16 protein-coding genes are annotated in these 17,656 nt (G+C 41.3%); 11 read left to right on the forward strand and 5 right to left on the reverse strand.

What is annotated here, in order from left to right:
- Position 1: 1 nt before the first annotated feature.
- Positions 2 to 1,567: an FMN-binding glutamate synthase family protein gene (locus DI060_RS16610; protein ID WP_108978196.1), complete on the reverse strand. Its 1,566-nt coding sequence runs from the start codon at positions 1,565 to 1,567 to the stop codon at positions 2 to 4.
- A gap of 242 nt (positions 1,568 to 1,809) precedes the next feature.
- Here DI060_RS16610 and DI060_RS16615 point away from each other — a divergent pair, with 242 nt between their 5' ends.
- Positions 1,810 to 2,163, forward strand: coding sequence for a single-stranded DNA-binding protein (locus DI060_RS16615; protein ID WP_108978034.1), 354 nt, complete (start codon positions 1,810 to 1,812; stop codon positions 2,161 to 2,163).
- A gap of 27 nt (positions 2,164 to 2,190) precedes the next feature.
- On the opposite strand, the gene DI060_RS16620 is transcribed toward DI060_RS16615, so the two are convergent.
- Together DI060_RS16620 and DI060_RS16625 are read right to left on the reverse strand one after the other, a co-directional pair.
- On the reverse strand, positions 2,191 to 3,066 hold the full coding sequence (locus DI060_RS16620; RefSeq protein WP_135355085.1) for a hypothetical protein: 876 nt from the start codon (positions 3,064 to 3,066) through the stop codon (positions 2,191 to 2,193).
- Between the two features lie 32 nt (positions 3,067 to 3,098).
- On the reverse strand, positions 3,099 to 3,602 hold the full coding sequence (locus DI060_RS16625; protein ID WP_167837036.1) for a DUF3332 family protein: 504 nt from the start codon (positions 3,600 to 3,602) through the stop codon (positions 3,099 to 3,101).
- Between the two features lie 112 nt (positions 3,603 to 3,714).
- Here DI060_RS16625 and DI060_RS16630 point away from each other — a divergent pair, with 112 nt between their 5' ends.
- The 6 genes from DI060_RS16630 to DI060_RS16655 all read left to right on the forward strand — a co-directional run bounded on the left by DI060_RS16630 (position 3,715) and on the right by DI060_RS16655 (position 8,878).
- Positions 3,715 to 5,175 carry an MBOAT family O-acyltransferase gene (locus tag DI060_RS16630; protein ID WP_108978037.1) on the forward strand — a complete coding sequence of 487 codons (1,461 nt, stop codon included), beginning with the start codon at positions 3,715 to 3,717 and terminating at the stop codon, positions 5,173 to 5,175.
- Positions 5,176 to 5,224: 49 nt separating this feature from the next.
- On the forward strand, positions 5,225 to 5,569 hold the full coding sequence (locus DI060_RS16635; RefSeq protein ID WP_244594461.1) for a PilZ domain-containing protein: 345 nt from the start codon (positions 5,225 to 5,227) through the stop codon (positions 5,567 to 5,569).
- Positions 5,570 to 5,598: 29 nt separating this feature from the next.
- Positions 5,599 to 6,273 (forward strand): NAD(P)H-binding protein, encoded by a 675-nt coding sequence (locus DI060_RS16640; protein ID WP_108978039.1) that lies wholly within the window; start codon positions 5,599 to 5,601, stop codon positions 6,271 to 6,273.
- 120 nt (positions 6,274 to 6,393) lie between these two features.
- Positions 6,394 to 7,560, forward strand: coding sequence for a methionine adenosyltransferase (metK, locus tag DI060_RS16645; protein WP_108978040.1), 1,167 nt, complete (start codon positions 6,394 to 6,396; stop codon positions 7,558 to 7,560).
- Between the two features lie 2 nt (positions 7,561 to 7,562).
- Positions 7,563 to 8,528: a transketolase family protein gene (locus DI060_RS16650; RefSeq protein ID WP_108978041.1), complete on the forward strand. Its 966-nt coding sequence runs from the start codon at positions 7,563 to 7,565 to the stop codon at positions 8,526 to 8,528.
- A gap of 20 nt (positions 8,529 to 8,548) precedes the next feature.
- Positions 8,549 to 8,878: an ATP-dependent Clp protease adaptor ClpS gene (locus DI060_RS16655; RefSeq protein ID WP_108978042.1), complete on the forward strand. Its 330-nt coding sequence runs from the start codon at positions 8,549 to 8,551 to the stop codon at positions 8,876 to 8,878.
- Here the strand turns inward: DI060_RS16655 and DI060_RS16660 are convergent, their stop codons facing one another.
- On the reverse strand, positions 8,879 to 9,760 hold the full coding sequence (locus DI060_RS16660; protein ID WP_108978043.1) for an early set domain-containing protein: 882 nt from the start codon (positions 9,758 to 9,760) through the stop codon (positions 8,879 to 8,881). It abuts the gene before it with no gap.
- A gap of 139 nt (positions 9,761 to 9,899) precedes the next feature.
- Here DI060_RS16660 and DI060_RS16665 point away from each other — a divergent pair, with 139 nt between their 5' ends.
- Positions 9,900 to 13,592, forward strand: a complete 3,693-nt coding sequence (locus DI060_RS16665) for a hypothetical protein (RefSeq protein ID WP_108978044.1) — start codon at positions 9,900 to 9,902, stop codon at positions 13,590 to 13,592.
- A gap of 5 nt (positions 13,593 to 13,597) precedes the next feature.
- Here the strand turns inward: DI060_RS16665 and DI060_RS16670 are convergent, their stop codons facing one another.
- The gene (locus tag DI060_RS16670) at positions 13,598 to 14,416 is read right to left on the reverse strand and encodes a WecB/TagA/CpsF family glycosyltransferase (protein WP_108978045.1); all 819 of its coding nucleotides are present in this window, start codon (positions 14,414 to 14,416) and stop codon (positions 13,598 to 13,600) included.
- Positions 14,417 to 14,541: 125 nt separating this feature from the next.
- On the opposite strand from DI060_RS16670, the gene DI060_RS16675 reads away from it, so the two are divergent.
- From DI060_RS16675 to mtnC, 3 genes are read left to right on the forward strand one after another with little or no spacing between them, the layout of a single operon-like run.
- Complete coding sequence (locus DI060_RS16675; RefSeq protein ID WP_244594462.1) at positions 14,542 to 15,546, forward strand: hypothetical protein; 1,005 nt, start codon at positions 14,542 to 14,544, stop codon at positions 15,544 to 15,546.
- Between the two features lie 14 nt (positions 15,547 to 15,560).
- The gene (locus tag DI060_RS16680; RefSeq protein ID WP_108978046.1) at positions 15,561 to 16,925 is read left to right on the forward strand and encodes an MFS transporter; all 1,365 of its coding nucleotides are present in this window, start codon (positions 15,561 to 15,563) and stop codon (positions 16,923 to 16,925) included.
- Positions 16,925 to 17,653, forward strand: coding sequence for an acireductone synthase (mtnC, locus tag DI060_RS16685; protein WP_108978047.1), 729 nt, complete (start codon positions 16,925 to 16,927; stop codon positions 17,651 to 17,653). Before DI060_RS16680 ends, mtnC begins: the two co-directional genes overlap by 1 nt.
- Positions 17,654 to 17,656: the final 3 nt, after the last annotated feature.

The raw sequence follows: 17,656 nt of genomic DNA on the forward strand, positions 1-17,656 counted from the left end.
TTCATTGTGTGAGTGTAGGCAATCGTTCAGGAAAATCAATATAGTCTTGGAATTTGGTAAATTCTACGCTGTCACGTTTGTAACCCAGAAGCTCCTCCAAAGTTTGGTAACGATTCATACCCAAGCTGATTTCTATGTCTTTTCCATTGAATTGTAAAGGGTGCTCATATCCGCAGGAATGAGCTAGAGACAATAGTTCCTTACGAAAGCCTTGGATGTATTTGGCTGCTCGTTTTCCTTTCAATACAGGATCTACTCCTCTTTGTAACCACCAGTTCTGTGTAGCAACGCCTGCTGGGCAATGGTCGGTATGGCATTTTTGAGCCTGAATACAGCCTATTGAAAGCATTGCTTCTCGTGCAATGTGTATCAAGTCACATCCCATTGCGATGGCAACCACAGCTCGATCTGGAAAACCAAGTTTTCCTGATCCTATCCAAACGATTTGTTTGGATATGCCTTCTCTTTGGAACAAAGTGTACACCCTTTGGAAGCCAATCTTAAACGGTAACGATACATGGTCGGCATATGTGAGAGGTGCCGCCCCTGTGCCTCCTTCTCCGCCATCGATGGTGATGAAATCGGGTCCTCGGTTTTGGGATTTTATCTCTTTTGCCAATTCCTCCCAAAATTCAATCTCGCCAACGGCACTTTTGATACCGACTGGAATACCAGTTGCCTCTGCTATGCGTTCAATAAAGTCTATGAGCTCCTTTACTGTGTCAAATTCAGAGTGTGCGTTAGGTGAGATACAATCTTTTCCAACAGGAACATGGCGAATGTTAGCAATCTCAGCGTTTACTTTTTTTGCAGGTAAAATACCACCTTTACCGGGTTTTGCGCCTTGGGAAAGTTTGATTTCTATGAGTCGAATTTTAGGATTTTTTCGGACTTTTTCTGCAACTTTATGTATATCAAATTTCCCATGTTCATCTCTTGCACCAAAATATCCTGTGCCAATTTGCCACATGAGGTCCGCACCTTCGTTGTGATACGGAGAAAGACCACCTTCACCTGTGTTGTGATAGGCGCCAGAATCCCTTGCCCCTTTATTTAATGCAAGGACTGCATTTTTTCCCAAAGAGCCAAAGGACATGGCAGATATGTTGATGATGGAATACGGCCGGTAGGGAAATTTTCGATTTCTCCAAGCTCCAATCACTTTCAAACTAGGAATGCAACTTGGATCCTTCGCATGGATGTATGCCTTTGCTTCAGGAAAAGGAAAGGCTCTATGTTTGATGATCGGATAACCAGGCTCATACTGGATTTCAGTCGTTCCAAATCCAAAGTTATTGTTTTGTCCTTTGGCGGTGGCATAAATCCAGCTCCGTTCGGTTCGGTCAAAGGGCCTTTCCTCTTTGTCGTTTGCAACCCAATACTGACGTAGCTCTGGCCCTATCATTTCTAGAAAGTAACGAAGGTGACCAACGATCGGAAAATTGCGTTGGATCGTATGTTTCTTCTGCGTGATGTCCCGCAAAAAAATAAAGACAAAGGTGAAGAGAACGGCAGAAAAAAAGCTCTGCCAAGGATGAGTTTGGATCCAAAGTAAAAATTGTTCCATAATGCTTGCCCAAAAGACTAAAAAGGAATTCGAAAAATTCAAGCCAAGAATGAAAAAAATCGACGGGAATCTACAATTTTCCAAATCCTGAACCCGATCCTTGGAGGAGACATTCGTACATCCTCGAAAGAAGGAAAGGTGAACATCTGTTCTTTTGTCTTACGCAATTCTCTGCATATTAGAGCCAAGTAGGGATCGTTTTACCTTCCTTTGCAAAACAATCCCTTTACGAGAGGTAAAGTATGAAAAATCTATCTTATATTATTCTGGATGGCTATCTAACCCAGGACCCTGAGTTAAAAACCACTTCCCAAGGAAAATCCGTTACCAACTTTTCCGTTGCTGTAAACCATAACAGTGGTTATGGAGAGGATAAGGATGCAGATGAAGTGTCTTACTTTGAAGTCGAGGCATGGGAAAAAATGGGAGAAAATTGTGCTGAATTTTTGAAAAAGGGAAGTAAGGTAACTGTGATGGGCAACCTCAAACAAAATCGCTGGAAATCAAGTGAGGGAGAGACAAGGTCAAAAGTAAAGGTGATCGCGACTACCGTTCGTTTTGATAACTTCAAGAAAAAAGAAAGCAAGGCTGCATAGAGAGCCTCGGAGAGCTTTAGAGTCCTTTTAAGGCAGGAGAATCGTTCTCTTTCTTTTTTTGGGAAGGATTTTCCTTTCTTCATGCCGACTGTTAGGTGTGCTATGGATAAAGGGCTCTGGCTCTTCTCTATTTTCTTCTGTTAACTTTGGCAGTTCGATTTCGGATTCCTTTTCGTCGATGGATTTTCCATCTTTCAGAATGCCCCCGATCCGAAAATAGGTAGGCTGGCTGTATAACTTCCATTCTTGGTAGAGTACCACATTCCCATTGCCTATCAATGTTGGTTGTTGGATGAGGACTGTTTCTCCTGGTTTCCCTTGGGGAACGGATTTACGATTCCAAGTTTGGATGCTGTCTTGGACATTGGTTTCGTTGCTCAGTCGTCTGAACTTGTCACAGGAGCTTTCTCCCTCAGCACAGGCTACATCAATTTTGGGATCAACATAAATTGCTTCCAATTGAAACGAAATGGTATCCCCAACTTTTAGTACGTTGTTTTTCGGAAGTTCAATTGTTTGTCGGATGAATTCAAGGGCTGAGATGTTTTCTGTGGCAAGGTCTTCTTTAGCGAGGACTTGGCCTCGTTGGTTTCTTACGATAATTTTGGCTGATCGGAGACGACGGGACGCAATCATATTTAGAAGATCAATTTGTTCGGAACGATAGTTCACTAAAATTTCGACGCTTGTTTGGTTGTTATCACCTAATTCTAGTTGAATGGCAGATTCATCGCCTGATTTGACTTTTGTTGATGATGGAAGATTGAGTAGGCTTACTGAAAAAAAATGTATCTCATCCATGTGAATGGATTCATACTTTGGGTAGGTATATGATACAGATTTACAGACATTGAGATAGAAAATCAGCGAGAGCAAAACAAGAGAAAGGAAGTATCGATTCATCTGCATCAATTCTATCTCAAAAATTCTTTGTATCAGAATGGAGTTGTTGAGAGATAAGGAAGCGGCCCTTCTGTCTCACGGATTTCAAGAAATTCTGAACCTACTTTTTTGAAGATCTTTCCTGGCTTTTCTTGGAAGGCATAAAAAGTGACAGATGTATGTTTTCCTATGGCATCAACTTGGACTTCTTTTCCAAATCTAGAGTAGGTCAACCGAACTGTTTCCTCACCCTCTTTAAATTCTTTTACAAGTGTACCATCAAATTGGTATTCGGACATAGCGATGGGATTGGAATCGGTCCAGAATTCTACTAAATTGAAAAGGATCAAATCAAGTAAAGTCGCACCCCAATAGGCAAAAGAAAAAGGTATGAACATCAATATTGTTCGGAAGAGTTTTGCAATTTTGCCGGAACCGATATTGATTCCTGCATTGATTCCATAAATCGTTTTTGTAAGACCAAATTTACCGAAACAATTTGCAAAGGAACCAAATGAAAGGAGTAAGAGAAGAGAGAAGGAAAGGAATCGTTTCATTGTAACCTCAAAATTGTAGTTTCGCATATCTTCCCTGAAGAGAAGTCTAGGATCAAGCCGAAATGATTGACGTAGGATAAAATTCTCTGCTAAGGTACTTTAGGGTTCGCCATTGGTCTTTTCAAGTTTAGAATACTATTTGTTTTTTTGCTTCGTATTCTTCGTTGTTTGGTTTTTATTCCCTAGCCTTTCTCTCAGCGAATCCAAAGAGAAACGGATCCTGCATATCTTTCTCTTGGTCGTAAGTTATTTTTTCTATATGTCTTGGGATTACCGTTTTGGTGCTCTCATTTTACTTTCGACCATCATTGATTATTATGTAGGTTGGCTTCTGACCAGATCTCAAAATCGAACATGGCGCTTATTTCTTTTAAACTTTAGCTTAATCACCAATCTGGTGTTTATCCTTGGTTTTTTCAAATATTACAACTTTCTGGCAAGCACCACAAATTCCTTTTCTCTCTGGGCTTTGGACCAGTCGTTTTTACCTGTCCTTGACATCATCTTACCTGCTGGGATTTCCTTTTTTACCTTTCAATCTCTAAGTTATACGATTGATGTCTACAAAGGAGAGATCCCCGCCGAAAGAGATTTCATTCGATTTGCCTTATTTGTAAGTTTCTTTCCTCAACTAGTTGCGGGCCCAATTGTTACAGCAAAGACATTTATCCCTCAATTGCATGAACCCAAACGTTTTGAAGACATTCCCTTTCGAGTTGCTGTACGTTATTTTATGTTAGGTTACTTTAAAAAAGCAGTTTTATCTGATCAAATTGCGCCGACCATCGACATGATTTTTACTGATCCTACCGTATTACACACCGGTACTCTTTGGATAGGCGCAGTCTTAGGTGGAACACAGGTATATTTGGATTTTAGTGGATACTCTGACATGGCCATTGGTAGTGCCCTTCTTTTGGGATACAAATTGCCAACTAACTTCAATTTACCCTTCAAAGCATCTTCTGTTTCGGAGTTTTGGCGTCGTTGGCATATGACCTTAAATTTTTGGTTGAGAGATTACATTTATTTTTCTTTGGGTGGCTCTCGTGTCTCATCCCTTAGGAGGAAGTTTAATATATGGTTCACGATGTTTGTGAGCGGGGTATGGCATGGGGCTAATTGGACTTATGTGTTTTGGGGCTCTTTGAATGGATTTTTTTATATGGTGGAAGAGTTTTATCGGGAGCGTTGGGGAAAGCCCAAAGGAGAAACAAATCCCTTTCCAAAATTGCAATTTATGGTTTGGTTTTTGAAAATGTCTCTCACCAATCTTCTCTTTTTTCTTGGAGCTGTTTTCTTTCGCTCGGCAAATTTTACGGCCGCTCTCCAACACCTCAAAGGAATGTTTCTCTGGCAAACCGGAGTCTTTCGGACATATATTTGGAAGGAATTCCTTTGGGTTTCCTGCTTTTTGATATTAGGGCATTGTCTTGGTCATTACCTTTGGGAGGAGGGCAAGGAGAAACAAATCCCTGCAAGTTTAGAACTGGCTATATACCCGATTGTCGTTTTAATCCTTGCTCTCTTTACACCTGAAAACTCAGTTCCGTTCATTTACTTCCAGTTTTAATCGTTCTTTTTTCGTTTTCATAAAATCGAGACTTGTGCAAAATGTTACCATGGAGAGTGAGCGAAGACTTCCCCGAATATCACCAAGAGAGTTCCGTGACTTCGAGATCCATTTAGATGTAGATGGCATCACGATCATAGGTACTCTTGGAAATATCTCCGAAGAAGGTCTTTGTTTTTTAGGGGAAGATGATTTCCTTTCTGATGAAGTACAAAACTCTGTGATAGGAACTATTCTTTGGGCAGGTGGCACCAAACGTATATTCTTTGAAGGAAAGATCATGTGGGTGCAAACTTCCAAAATTAGGGGCAAGGAATACCAATTAGCTGGCGTCCAATTCAACGAGAAACTCAACCTCACCGATTCACTTCTTGCAAGAAGTCTTCAAATATAGATCAAATTCAATAATTAGGTATTATCATTATGATAAAAAACATTCTTTTGTTAGGTGGAACCGGGCTTGTTGGTTCTGAAGTGCTCAAACAATTGGCCGCTGAAAAAAATTTTGAGAGAGTTTTTGTTTGGCTTAGGTCTGCTTTGGAAACTCCAGTTGATTCTAGAATTCAGTTGCAAACCGTGACTTGGGAAGATTTTCAAGCTGGTAAGGTTTTGTTTCCTAAAGTAGATGCAGTCATCTGCTGCCTAGGCACAACAATCAAAAAAGCTGGTAGCCAAGATAAATTCAAGGAAGTGGATTTTGAGTACCCTTTACTGGCTGCCAAACTGGCCAAACAAAATGGCGCCCAGAGTTTTTTGGTCGTTACGGCACTCGGCTCTGATGCCAATTCAGCTATTTTTTATAACCGGGTTAAAGGAGAATTGGAAGGAGAACTCAAACAAATTGGATTTCCTTTGTTGGGGATCTTCCGACCTTCCTTGTTACTAGGCGATCGAAAGGAATTTCGTTTTGGCGAAAAGGTCGGTGAGTATCTATCACAGATCTTGCCTTTTTCTTGGCTCGGTCTAGGAAAGTATGCTCCTGTTCAGGCAAAGACAGTCGCAAAGGCTATGCTCAAAACCCTCTTCCAGCAAGTGCCTTCGGCTCTGCCAAAAACATTAGTCTTAGAAAATGAGGACATCCACAAAATTGGCTCTTGAGCATACAGTCTGATCGGTTTTTTACTCATTGGAAGAGAGTAGCCCTTTCAGATTCCCTTCCTTGACAATTCTATTGACACTTCGCCTCAAATCAAAAGTCTAGCGAAGTAAGGTAGAAATATGTCCTCACAACAAAATTTTATTTTCACTTCTGAATCCGTTTCTGAAGGACACCCAGACAAAGTTTGTGACCAGGTCTCAGACGCCATCCTAGATGCATTCTTAGCACAAGACCCAAAATCGCGTGTCGCATGCGAAACTTTGGTAACCACCAATTTAGTGGTCATTGCTGGTGAAATTACGAGCAAAGGAAAAGTCGACACTTCTGAAGTCGCTCGGGAAGTCATCCGCAAGATCGGATACAATGACATCAATATGTACTTTGATGCTGACTATGCTGTGGTATCTTCCCATGTCCATGCGCAATCACCTGACATTGCGCAAGGTGTGAATGAAGGTGAAGGTCTTTTTAAAGAACAAGGCGCAGGAGACCAAGGATTGATGTTTGGTTTTGCGATCAATGATACTCCAGAATTAATGCCGGCTCCTATCTATTACTCTCACAAATTGTTGGAACTTCTTTCCGAACTCAGACATTCGGGCAAACTGGCTTGGCTAAGACCAGATTCAAAATCTCAGGTAACCTTTCTGTATGAAAATGGGAAACCTACAAAAGTGGACACAGTAGTTATTTCAACCCAACATAGCCCAGGCGTGAGCCATAAAGACATTGAACAGGCAGTGATTGAAGAATGCGTTAAAAAGGTCATCCCTCCTCAGTTTTTACAAAACCCGCGCTATTTCATCAACCCAACTGGCAAATTTGAAATCGGTGGGCCACATGGTGATACTGGACTCACAGGAAGAAAGATCATTGTTGATACCTACGGTGGAATGGGACGCCATGGTGGTGGTGCCTTCTCTGGTAAAGATCCATCCAAAGTGGATAGATCAGCAGCCTATATCGGACGTTATATTGCTAAAAACGTTGTGGCAGCTGGCCTTGCTCATAAGTGTGAAGTCCAACTTGCCTACGCGATTGGTGTCGCAGAACCAGTGTCGGTGTTAGTTGATACTTTTGGTACCAATACAATTCCAGAGGCTGAAATCGAAAAACGAGTCAAAGCGAACTTCAAGCTGACTCCGAAAGGAATTGTTGAATCATTAGATTTGTTGGGTAAAGGCAGAAGATACCAAGACACTGCTGCGTATGGACATTTCGGAAGAACTGGTTCTACCTTTACTTGGGAAAAGACCGATAAAGCGGAAGCACTCAAAAAAGGATAACAATGGGAGCACCTAGCCAATCCACTGCAGACAAAAAAGCAACCAGAGATGCCTATGGCGAAGCTCTGGTTGAGTTAGGAGCCAAGCGAACCGATATAGTCGTGTTAGATGCAGATCTATCTGGCTCAACAAAAACGGCGGACTTTAAAAAAAAGTTTCCTGATCGATTTTTTAATGTAGGGGTCGCAGAACAAAATTTAGTTGGTCATGCGGCAGGATTAGCTCTTTCTGGTTTTGTTCCATTTGCCTCCTCGTTTGCTATGTTCCTCTCTGGCAGAGCTTGGGAAGTGGTGCGAAACAGCGTCGTATACCCAAACTTAAATGTCAAACTTGTAGCATCGCATGGTGGTATTACTGTGGGAGAGGATGGTGCATCCCACCAGTGTATTGAAGATTTTGCGATTATGCGTGTGATTCCCGAGATGACTGTGATCTGCCCTGCTGATTTCAATGAAACAAAACAAGTCATACATGCTATCGCAGATTATAAAGGGCCTGTCTACGTGCGAGTAGGCCGACCGGCCATCCCACTCATTGAACGAGACAATTACCAATTCAAAATCGGTAAAGCTGAGGTTTTATCTGAAGGAAAGGATGTTTGTATCATCGCATGTGGAGTTATGGTATCGGAAGCGATGCTTGCAGTTCAATCCTTACAAGAAAAGGGAATTGCGGCAACCTTATTGAACATGGCTACCATCAAACCTCTTGATAAAGAAGCAATTTTAAAGTATGCTAAAGAATGTGGTGCTGTTGTTACCTGTGAAGAACACAACGTACTTGGAGGATTGGGTTCGGCTGTCTCTGAATTGTTATCAGAAGAGTATCCTGTCCCCGTCATCAAAGTTGGTATGAAAGACAGCTTCGGAAAATCAGGCACTTGGAGTGGTTTACTCGACTATTTTGGCCTCCGAGCAAAAAATATCGTTGAACACGCGGAAGTTGCCATCGCCAAAAAAAGAAAATAATTTCTGAGAGGAAAGGGGCTATGCTTGCGACGAATTCGAGTCAGCCCGGAGTACTAGAAGAAACAGAAGTTTTCGTAAAGCCCACTTTTAGTGGCCCTTGGAAAGTTGTCTTATGGGATGATGACCACCACACTTATGATTATGTGATCGAGATGCTCATGGACGTTTGCCAAATGAGCATCGAAAAAGCCTTTCAACATGCAATAGAAGTAGATACACTCAAACGAACCATTGTCTTCACTGGAGAATTGGAACATGCTGAGTTTATACATGAGCGCATCATTTCGTATGGCCCTGACCCTCGGATGACAAGCTCAAAAGGTTCTATGACAGCGACCTTGGAAAATTGATCACTCCTTTCTTTCCAATTCTGTGGAACGTGTAGGTACATAAATAGAAGAGACAGTTTCTGATGTATCTGTCTTTACATTAGAAATTGGATTATAAGTATCTAGCATATATTCACCATCCACAATAAAACGGTAATGGTATTCTTGGTTGGGAAGAAGTTTTTTCTCCAATGAAAAAATACCATTTCTATCTTTTTTAAGAAAATCATTTTCCGGGTTCCAATCATTAAAGTCACCGACCAAACTGACTACCTCAGCATCCGGTTTGTAAATTTGAAACTTAACGGTGCGAAAGTCATATTCTTCTGACGCCGAATCTTCTAAAACCAGAGAATGGATTTGTCTATTTGTATCTTTACGATTTAGAACATAACGAGAGATAAACGATCCGGAGCCATCTTCTACTTTATCTAAATTTTCAGGATCAAAAGTCAGTATCCCGCCTACACGAAATTTATATTCATAAATGGGATCGTCTTCATATTGAGCTGTTATCATCTCTGGCTCTAAGACATAGTAGTAGATACCAAATTGATTTCGTTTCATTGGCAAACATGTCCAGTTGCTAAAATTTCCACACAACTCAACGGAATCATCTCGAAGACCGTTGTAAGTAAAAAGTATGCCACGCTTTAACAATCGATTTGTTTTCAAATAAGATTCTACATCTAGATACCGAATGTACCTTGGGCTAATATTTTTTTTCAGACTTTCTAATTGCCAAAGGTAATATACGGTGTCTTGGTTCTCCTCTTCTTCTTGCATTTCCAATTGGTCAGAGGAGAAACCTCCAACCCAATCAAGTGTCTCCTGCCCGAGAAGACTCATGGATATGAAAAGGACCAATATAATGGGGAAAATCAATTTGGATCGGAACTTCATTTTCTTTCTTTTATAAGTTTCGGCAGTTCACAAAAATCTCTCTGCACGGAAATTCTTTTGAAAATCGATCTGACATAATAAAAAAAATATCTTACAATTTTAACAAAGGCCGATATATATGTAGGAAACGCATACGTTCATGGCCGAACCAAATGATAATTTCAGTCCAGAAGAAGTAGCCCAGATCGAAGGTCTACTTTCGGCTTTGAATAAAAATCCGCAAAGCTCCGAAGAACTCAACCCGATGGCAAAGGTTCTGCGAGAGAAATTGGGCTATGCCGAACCTATCCAAGTCCCTGAAGAAGGTGTTGAGTATGCCGAAGACGGCGATTCGGATGCCTTTTCTGACCAAGCAGGGGATGATGATCCCTTTGCAGGCCTGGAAGCAGAAGATTCTGGACCACCACCTTTTCGCAATTTAGAAGCAGAAGACGATGACATCGATTTAGATGAACTTTTAGGCGAGGATAGCCCCAAACCTAAGACAAGCCCGCGCCAAGCAGAAGAAGAGGATTCCTTTGACTCCCCTCCCGTATCGGAGGATCCGGACTTAGCTGATTTTGGCCTGCCGGATGAACCATCTTCGGACCCAAATCTTGCCCAAACTCCTTCCGATGATCCCTTTGCCGATTTAGGTGCCCCTACACCTAGTGGAGAGGAATCTTCGGATTCGGATCCATTCGCAGACTTTTCAAGCGAACCACCTGCCGCAAGCGAGGATTCGGACCCATTTTCAGACTTTGATAGCCCCGCGCCCGTACCATCGGATGATCCCTTCGCCGACTCAGGCCTTGGGGCGAGTGCCGATGCGGGAGATCCTTTTGCGGGCCTTGGCGAAGACGTAGAACCTAGTGAGCCGAGCCCAAGCTTTGGAGATGATCCTTTTGCTAGTTTGGGAGAGGCAACCTCAGGGTCAGGAAGTACCTCAGGGGATGATCCGTTCGCAGATTTTGGTGCTGAGCCCACAGAGACACTTGGACAAGATCCATTTGCCGATTTAGATAGCCCTCCAAGCTCAGGCGGAGAAACAGATCCTTTCGGTGACATGGGTGCCCCATCTGCCGATCCGTTTGGCGATGATCCATTTGCTTCCATGGAAGCACCTGAGGTCACACCAAGCACTAGTTCTGCGTTCGATAGCGAGTCATCCTTCGATGACTTGTCTTCTGGATTTGATGAACCTAGCGCCCCTAGCAGCTCTTCTTCCGACGAAGGTGGTTTTGAAGATCCGTTCGGTGATTTAGGCGTCGGGATGGAGCCTCCAAGTCTAGATGATGACCTCGGGTCTGGTGGCGGTTTTGATGACCTTGCTCCTTCTTTGGATGACATACCCGTATCCTCCATGGAGACAGCGGATGATTTTAACGTCAGTTCTGGAGGGATAGAGGATGATTTGGACTCTCTTGGAAAAGAGGATGAGCCAACTGAAGATTTAGACGCAAGCCTCTCCGATGAAGACTTGGCGATTATCCAAAGAGAATTGGTAAAATACCCACCAAAACTCCGAAGGACAATCACTGATACAATCGTAAACAATCGAGTTCCGGTCAAAAACCAAAAAGAAATCATTGAACTCATAAAAGCTCAGCAAAAGCCAGAAGATGTAGCTCAATACTTAAGCTCACTTTTAGGAGAAAGGGTAGAGCTAACAGATACTAGTGGACGATTTGCCGCTGATGGCGTACCTATCATTGCTAGCAAGGATGCCTATACAAAAGAGGGAGCTGCCAGACGAAGAGAGCTTATTCGTAAAACTTTTTTCACAGCAGCAGCAGCCATCTTTTTGGTCGTATCTCTGGTTTCCCTCTATCGATTTGTGTACATTCCTCGTATGGCCGGCGCACAATATGAGTTAGGTCTTGAGCAACTAGAAGAATACCGAAAAGAAACAGATGTGCAGGCCAAAAAAAAGCTACTGGCAGATGCAGAATCGTACTTCAATAAAGGTGAAGATATTGAACCTTTTAGCTTAAAATATTTAAATAAATACTGTGATGCCTATACAAAAATAGGTCAGTATGATAAGGCCTTTGAGAAATGCTTTGGAAAGGTAGAGCCAGATTTTGGTTTGGAACCTGCGGACACACAGCATGTACGCTCATGGTCCAAACGGAAAGAAGTTCCTAACATCAGTCTTGCTAACAAATCAGAATGGAATGACGCGGGAGTCTCTCATGCAGGTAAATTACCTTTACCTGGTCTTGGGTTTAGTTTGGTTTCCCAAGATAAAGTCCCAAGAAAAGTAATAAAAGCTGGGGCTTATATAGCTTCTCGATTGAAATACAATATCCACGATCCTGATACATATTTAGCGCTTGGCCGATTCCACTCCTTCAATAGGAAAGATTTTATCGAGATACCACCAGGTTCGACACAAAAGGATTATAAGAACGATATCCTAGCAATCGAATATTTTAAACGAGTCTTTACTGATGCTGGTAAACCTGACAGTATCGAAGCTACCGCGGGCATAGCAAAAATTTACTATAACAAAAGGGAATTCGGGACAGCAGTTAAATATTACAATGATATCATTGAAAAGTTCCCTAAAGATCCCATCGGTCACGGTGGTATTCTATCTACTTACATTGAAATTTGGAAAGCTGAGAAAAACCCGCAGTATGTTTTGAACCATCATAGACAAGTACGCAATGCACTCGATATAGAAAGTGATCTTTCTTTGGCGGTACTCGCAAAATTGGCTTCATTTTACATTGCCTTGGACTCTGAGGATGTCAGGATTCGTTACAATATAAATCCCGAGGACCAAGTCTCGGGCATGGAAATCGATGACAATGTCGAATATTTACTTAATATTGCTTATGGTAAAGACTATGGGAACAAGTTTGCGGAAGGATATTACCAAAGGGCAATGTATTATTTTAAAATCAAAGAGGCAAGTCGCGCACTTAAACAATTAGAGTTGGCTGCTACTTATGATAATCGACATTATCTAGCTGTTCTTGCAATGGCAGAATACTATCTAAAAGTTCAAAACTATGAGCAAGCATCTGCACTTTTAAAAGAAGCGGAAAGTAGATTGGATGCACATAGACATGAGTTTGGTGAAAGAGAAGAAGACGAAACACTTTTGGAAGGTAAACCAGGCCGTATCGATTATAACTTTGGTAAAATTGCCTATTTGGAATCTGCGGGTATCAACAAATCAGATAATCTCCGAGACTTTCCAGGTAAAAAAATCTATCCTGAGAGAAGTTTGGGTAAACTCTCTGTAGAGGAAGCCGAAAGAAGAAAAGGTCTTCTGATTGCAAAAGAGAAATTTGAATCGGCACTCTCACCAGATAAAGGCTTGCAGAAGGATGAACAATTGCTTAGAGAGGTGCACTTCTTTTTAGGCTGGATTGAGTACAACCAAAATGAATTTGCGCAAGCCCTGGATCATTGGTCCCAACTCCCAGAAGAAGATATCTACAACAATCCGACAGTACTTCTAGGAAAAGGAAACTCATTCTATTACACAAGGCAGTACAACGCTGCTCTAGGAAATTATTTAAAGTTAACCGATGATTATGAAGCAAAAGAAAAGGCTATTGGTCGTCTAGAGCCTGAAAATTCGGAACACCAAGAAATCTACCAAACTCTTACTGCACTTTATAACAATATAGGCGCGGTCTACGAAAAGAAACAAGATACTATCAATGCCCTAAAATACTATTGGAAATCTATGGAAACTGCAAGAAGGATTGGCATTGTTAGCGAAATCGCAACGTCTAACAAAGATTTGGTCTTTGCTCGTGCTCGTTTGGAAAGAGAACCACTACTAGAAGACTGGCTACCGCCTACTTTGGATCGACTGAAAGACTTACAATAGTAGGTTTATTTATTTCGATTTTTAAATCTTTCGATTAAACCTAAAATGATAAAGTAGAAAGTTTCCCATATCCTACGAATGCGATAGGGACGAGAGATAATTCTCCATAACCAAGCAAGTCCTCTCGCCTTAAAATATTCGGGTGCTTTTTTATCGGCACCAGATAGCATATCTAAGGCGCCACCTACACCAACCACAAGAGCCTTACCAAAAAACCCAGTATTGTTTTCTATCCAAATCTCTTGGGCAGGAAAGTCCATTGCTAGAAAGATAATGTCGGGGCTAGTTTTACGTATGGCTTCTTTTACACGCATCTCTCTCTGTCGGTCTAAGTGGCCCGCTTGGCGACCTACAATGCGTACTTTGGGAAAATGACGAGTCAGATTGAAATAGACCTTTTCAATGATGTCATCTTTGGAGCCGAAGATAAAGATTGTGAACTCCTTCAACTCTGCTAATCGGATCAAATCCATCATCACGGCTATAGGAGGAATTCTGTCTTTGAGTCTGCCCCCACTCATCCAATTGATGCCAGCCCCTTCTACTAAAATGGTGCCTGCTTTTTGGGTGATGCGATGGAGAGGTTTTCCAGGCCTCATTCTCATCAATTTGATAGGATCTAGGAAGAGAACATAGTGCATCGCTTCCTTCTTTTCCAAAATGCGAAATAACTTAGCTATGGACTCATCAATAGTGACATTGTCCACAGGAACACCAAGGATACTTAAAGTAGTTAACTTTTGGACGTCTATGTTCTGGTATTCTAGGAGGATATCTCTCTCTTCTTTAGAAGAATTGTGAACGATTTCACTGGGTTGCTTCATCTGTTTCGTGATTCCTAATGTATCCTATGCAAAAGTCTTCCCATTACGACTTCTCCTGTCGCCTCTAAATTTTCCTAGAGACATATTTTTTCACTTGGATTTTTAAATGTGGTAGGGAGCATCAAATGAAAATGTATCTCAAATTGCCACTATTCTTGAGTTTCTTCTTTTGTTTCGTACATGCAAGTTATGCGGAAGCCATAGATATCTTCGGAACCCTTAAAAATGGAACTACGAATTCACTAGGAAATGCAGACTCAATTAAATTGATCGCTCTCCAAGGCGCGATGCTTCCGATTGCAGATCTTGGACCTCAGAAAGGAAGTTTTCGATTCTCTGGTGTAGATGTTCCCGAGGGAGCTCCCCTCTTAGTGCAGGTAACGTATAAGGGAGTCAACTATAACAAAATGATCCCCCCTACACCTGCCTTTCGGTCGCAAAACCAAGAGGTGGTTGTGTATGAAACCACTGAATCCAAGGAAAAGGTTAGCATTAAAAGTTTAATGCAAGTTATTCGTGAAAAGAAAGGAATCAGGATTTTCAAACTTTTTTTGATCGATAACCAATCCAATCCCAAACGATCTTATTACTCAAAAGAAAATCCAATTGAGTTCTTTGTGCCCAAACAAAGTACAGAAAGCTATGCACAAGTCCAACAGCCTGGTTCCCGGATGGCCATTCCATTGAACATGCCAGAGGGAAAAAATGGAGGAAAATTGTTCGATAGAGCAGCATTGCCTGGGATATCTGAATTACAAGTTTCGTACTTTTTTCCTGGCGAACAAGATGTACTCGAAGAAAAATTATTGGCGGAAGGCCAAGGTGGATCATATCCTATCTTTTTAAAACCAGCAGACATGCAAATGGAAGTGGTAGATGGTGGCACATTGGTAAAGTTAGATAAAGAAATTCCTGCAGGATTGTCAGCAGTCGCAATCACAGCAAATTCAGACACAAACACCTTTCATTTTCGATTAAAGGGTGGTAAGCCCGTACCAACTGCACTAAATGGCAATCCAGAAATCCAAAATGGTACTATCTTAACAACTTGGGATACCTCTTTATTCGCTGTGATAGGTTTTATAGCTCTACTCTTCACTCTTTCATTTTTGTTTGTCTATAGAAAATAACTACAGGAAAGCCCATGAATGCCATTAAAGATAATAAAAAAACTCTACTAAGATATGTAGGTTTAGAGGAACTTGCTTCCCACGGCCCGCGAGGGATTCTTGCCTTTTGGACCATTTTGGGTATGGCTTTCTTTTTGTTTGGTGATCAAAACCTGATCGCACCTAACATGAAAAATATAGCTAATTCATTTGGGATTATTGACCAAAAAGAGATCGATTGGAAGATGGGTGGGCTCATACCAATTTTGTTTTTTATCTTGGGAGGAACAGTCTCACTCTCGATGGGTTACCTTTCTCAAACCATCTCCAGAAAATCGTTATTATTGGTAACCGTACTACTAGGCGAGATCCCTTGTTTTCTCACAGCTTACAGTTCCACTTATAATGAGTTTCTATTATTACGAACCCTTTGTGGCTTCGGACTTGGAGGTATTTTCCCTATTTTGTTTAGTTTGATTGGGGATTACTTTAGCTCCCAATCTAGAGCTGTAGCTACTGGCTTTGTGTCGCTTGCTATGGGTTTAGGAATTGGTGTGGGGCAATTGATGGGAGGGATTTTAGGAGAAGGTGACCCAATCAACGGATGGCGTCAGTCGTTTATCTACATGTCCGTGCCTTCCTTTTTCTTTGCTTTAATTTATCTTTTGTTTTGTAGGGAGCCAAAACGTGGAGGAGCAGAAGATATCCAATCTCCTGATGAACTCTCTCATAGAATTTCTTTAAAAGACTTCAAGATCCTTTTTCAAAACAAAACCAATTTAGGGATTTTTTTGCAAGGTTTACCTGGTTGTATACCTTGGGGTGTATTCTTTGTCTATTTAGTTGATTACTATGAAAACGTTTATGGATTTGGAAAGGCTGAAGCATCTGGTTTGGTGACTTTTGCTGCCATCGGTGTATTCATAGGAACATTTTTTGGGGGTGTGCTTGGGCAATGGTTATACAATAAAAATAAAAAATGGCAACCTATCCTGTGTATGGTGACAACATTTATTGGAGTTTTGCCAGCTATTTATCTTTTGTATGCGCAAGGACTTATCGAATATAAAGCAATCTTCTTGGTCTTAAATGTATTCACTGGGGTATTAATTTCGATTACCGGAGCCAATGTAAGGGCAGTGCTGTTGAATGTGAATGTTCCTAAGTCGAGAAGTGCAATCTTTTCGATCTATAATTTAACAGACGATCTAGGCAAAGGCTTGGGACCTGCCATCTCTGCAATCATCTTAGGTTCTACAACAGATAGAGGATTCGCTCTATCTATTTCAATCCTCTTTTGGATTCCATGTGCCTTGGCCTGGATCATTATTATACGCAATTATGAAAATGATGAAGCAAAGATGAGAAAGCAGTGGGAGCTTGAAGTAAAAGGAGCTTAATGATGCCGAACTTTTTGTTAGACATCGAAGGGACGACCACTCCAATTTCGTTTGTTCACCAAATATTGTTTCCATACTCCAGAGACAGGATGGCAGAGTTTCTCGCAAACCAGACATTAGATGTCTTGGAGTTTACACAAATCAAACAAGAATTTGAGAAAGATGTATTTCTTGCTGATCCCGAATTCTTAAAGGCTTTTCCAAACACAATTTCGATTACCAGAAACGATTTGCCAGCTTATCTTTGTTATCTGATTGACCGGGATAGAAAATTTGGTCCTTTGAAGCGCATACAAGGTGAAATTTGGAAAAAAGGCTACGAGGCGGGTGAGATCAAAAGTCAATTATTCGAAGACGTACCAGAGTTTTTAAAAAAAGCAAAAGAATCTAAAATCTCTTGCTATGTATATTCCTCTGGTAGCGTGGAGGCACAAAAATTAATTTATCAATATTCTACGTTTGGAGACCTTCGTGAATACTTTCAAGGTTACTTTGATACTGCCATGGGTGGAAAACGAGAAAGGCAAAGTTATCAAAATATAGCCCACCAGATTGAAGCAGATCCAGAAACATTCATTTTCTTTACTGATATTGTTGAAGAAGCGGAGGCTGCAAGTCTTGCTGGAATGCGAGCGGTGGTGTTAGATCGCCCTGGAAACACAGTCCAAAAGGCGCATTCTTTTACAGTCAAAAAAGATTTGAAGACGATCGATGATCTGAACTTTTAAATT

This window comes from Leptospira ryugenii (assembly GCF_003114855.1).
Taxonomy (GTDB): Bacteria; Spirochaetota; Leptospiria; order Leptospirales; family Leptospiraceae; genus Leptospira_A; species Leptospira_A ryugenii.

Excerpts from the sequence above, each read along its gene's own strand:
- DI060_RS16610 (WP_108978196.1), bottom strand. The coding sequence starts at position 1,567 with ATGGAACAATTTTTACTTTGGATCCAAACTCATCCTTGGCAGAGCTTT.
- DI060_RS16615 (WP_108978034.1), top strand. The coding sequence starts at position 1,810 with ATGAAAAATCTATCTTATATTATTCTGGATGGCTATCTAACCCAGGAC.
- DI060_RS16620 (WP_135355085.1), bottom strand. The coding sequence starts at position 3,066 with ATGAATCGATACTTCCTTTCTCTTGTTTTGCTCTCGCTGATTTTCTAT.
- DI060_RS16625 (WP_167837036.1), bottom strand. The coding sequence starts at position 3,602 with ATGAAACGATTCCTTTCCTTCTCTCTTCTCTTACTCCTTTCATTTGGT.
- DI060_RS16635 (WP_244594461.1), top strand. The coding sequence starts at position 5,225 with ATGGAGAGTGAGCGAAGACTTCCCCGAATATCACCAAGAGAGTTCCGT.
- DI060_RS16640 (WP_108978039.1), top strand. The coding sequence starts at position 5,599 with ATGATAAAAAACATTCTTTTGTTAGGTGGAACCGGGCTTGTTGGTTCT.
- metK (WP_108978040.1), top strand. The coding sequence starts at position 6,394 with ATGTCCTCACAACAAAATTTTATTTTCACTTCTGAATCCGTTTCTGAA.
- DI060_RS16650 (WP_108978041.1), top strand. The coding sequence starts at position 7,563 with ATGGGAGCACCTAGCCAATCCACTGCAGACAAAAAAGCAACCAGAGAT.
- DI060_RS16655 (WP_108978042.1), top strand. The coding sequence starts at position 8,549 with ATGCTTGCGACGAATTCGAGTCAGCCCGGAGTACTAGAAGAAACAGAA.
- DI060_RS16660 (WP_108978043.1), bottom strand. The coding sequence starts at position 9,760 with ATGAAGTTCCGATCCAAATTGATTTTCCCCATTATATTGGTCCTTTTC.
- DI060_RS16665 (WP_108978044.1), top strand. The coding sequence starts at position 9,900 with ATGGCCGAACCAAATGATAATTTCAGTCCAGAAGAAGTAGCCCAGATC.
- DI060_RS16670 (WP_108978045.1), bottom strand. The coding sequence starts at position 14,416 with ATGAAGCAACCCAGTGAAATCGTTCACAATTCTTCTAAAGAAGAGAGA.
- DI060_RS16675 (WP_244594462.1), top strand. The coding sequence starts at position 14,542 with ATGAAAATGTATCTCAAATTGCCACTATTCTTGAGTTTCTTCTTTTGT.
- DI060_RS16680 (WP_108978046.1), top strand. The coding sequence starts at position 15,561 with ATGAATGCCATTAAAGATAATAAAAAAACTCTACTAAGATATGTAGGT.
- mtnC (WP_108978047.1), top strand. The coding sequence starts at position 16,925 with ATGATGCCGAACTTTTTGTTAGACATCGAAGGGACGACCACTCCAATT.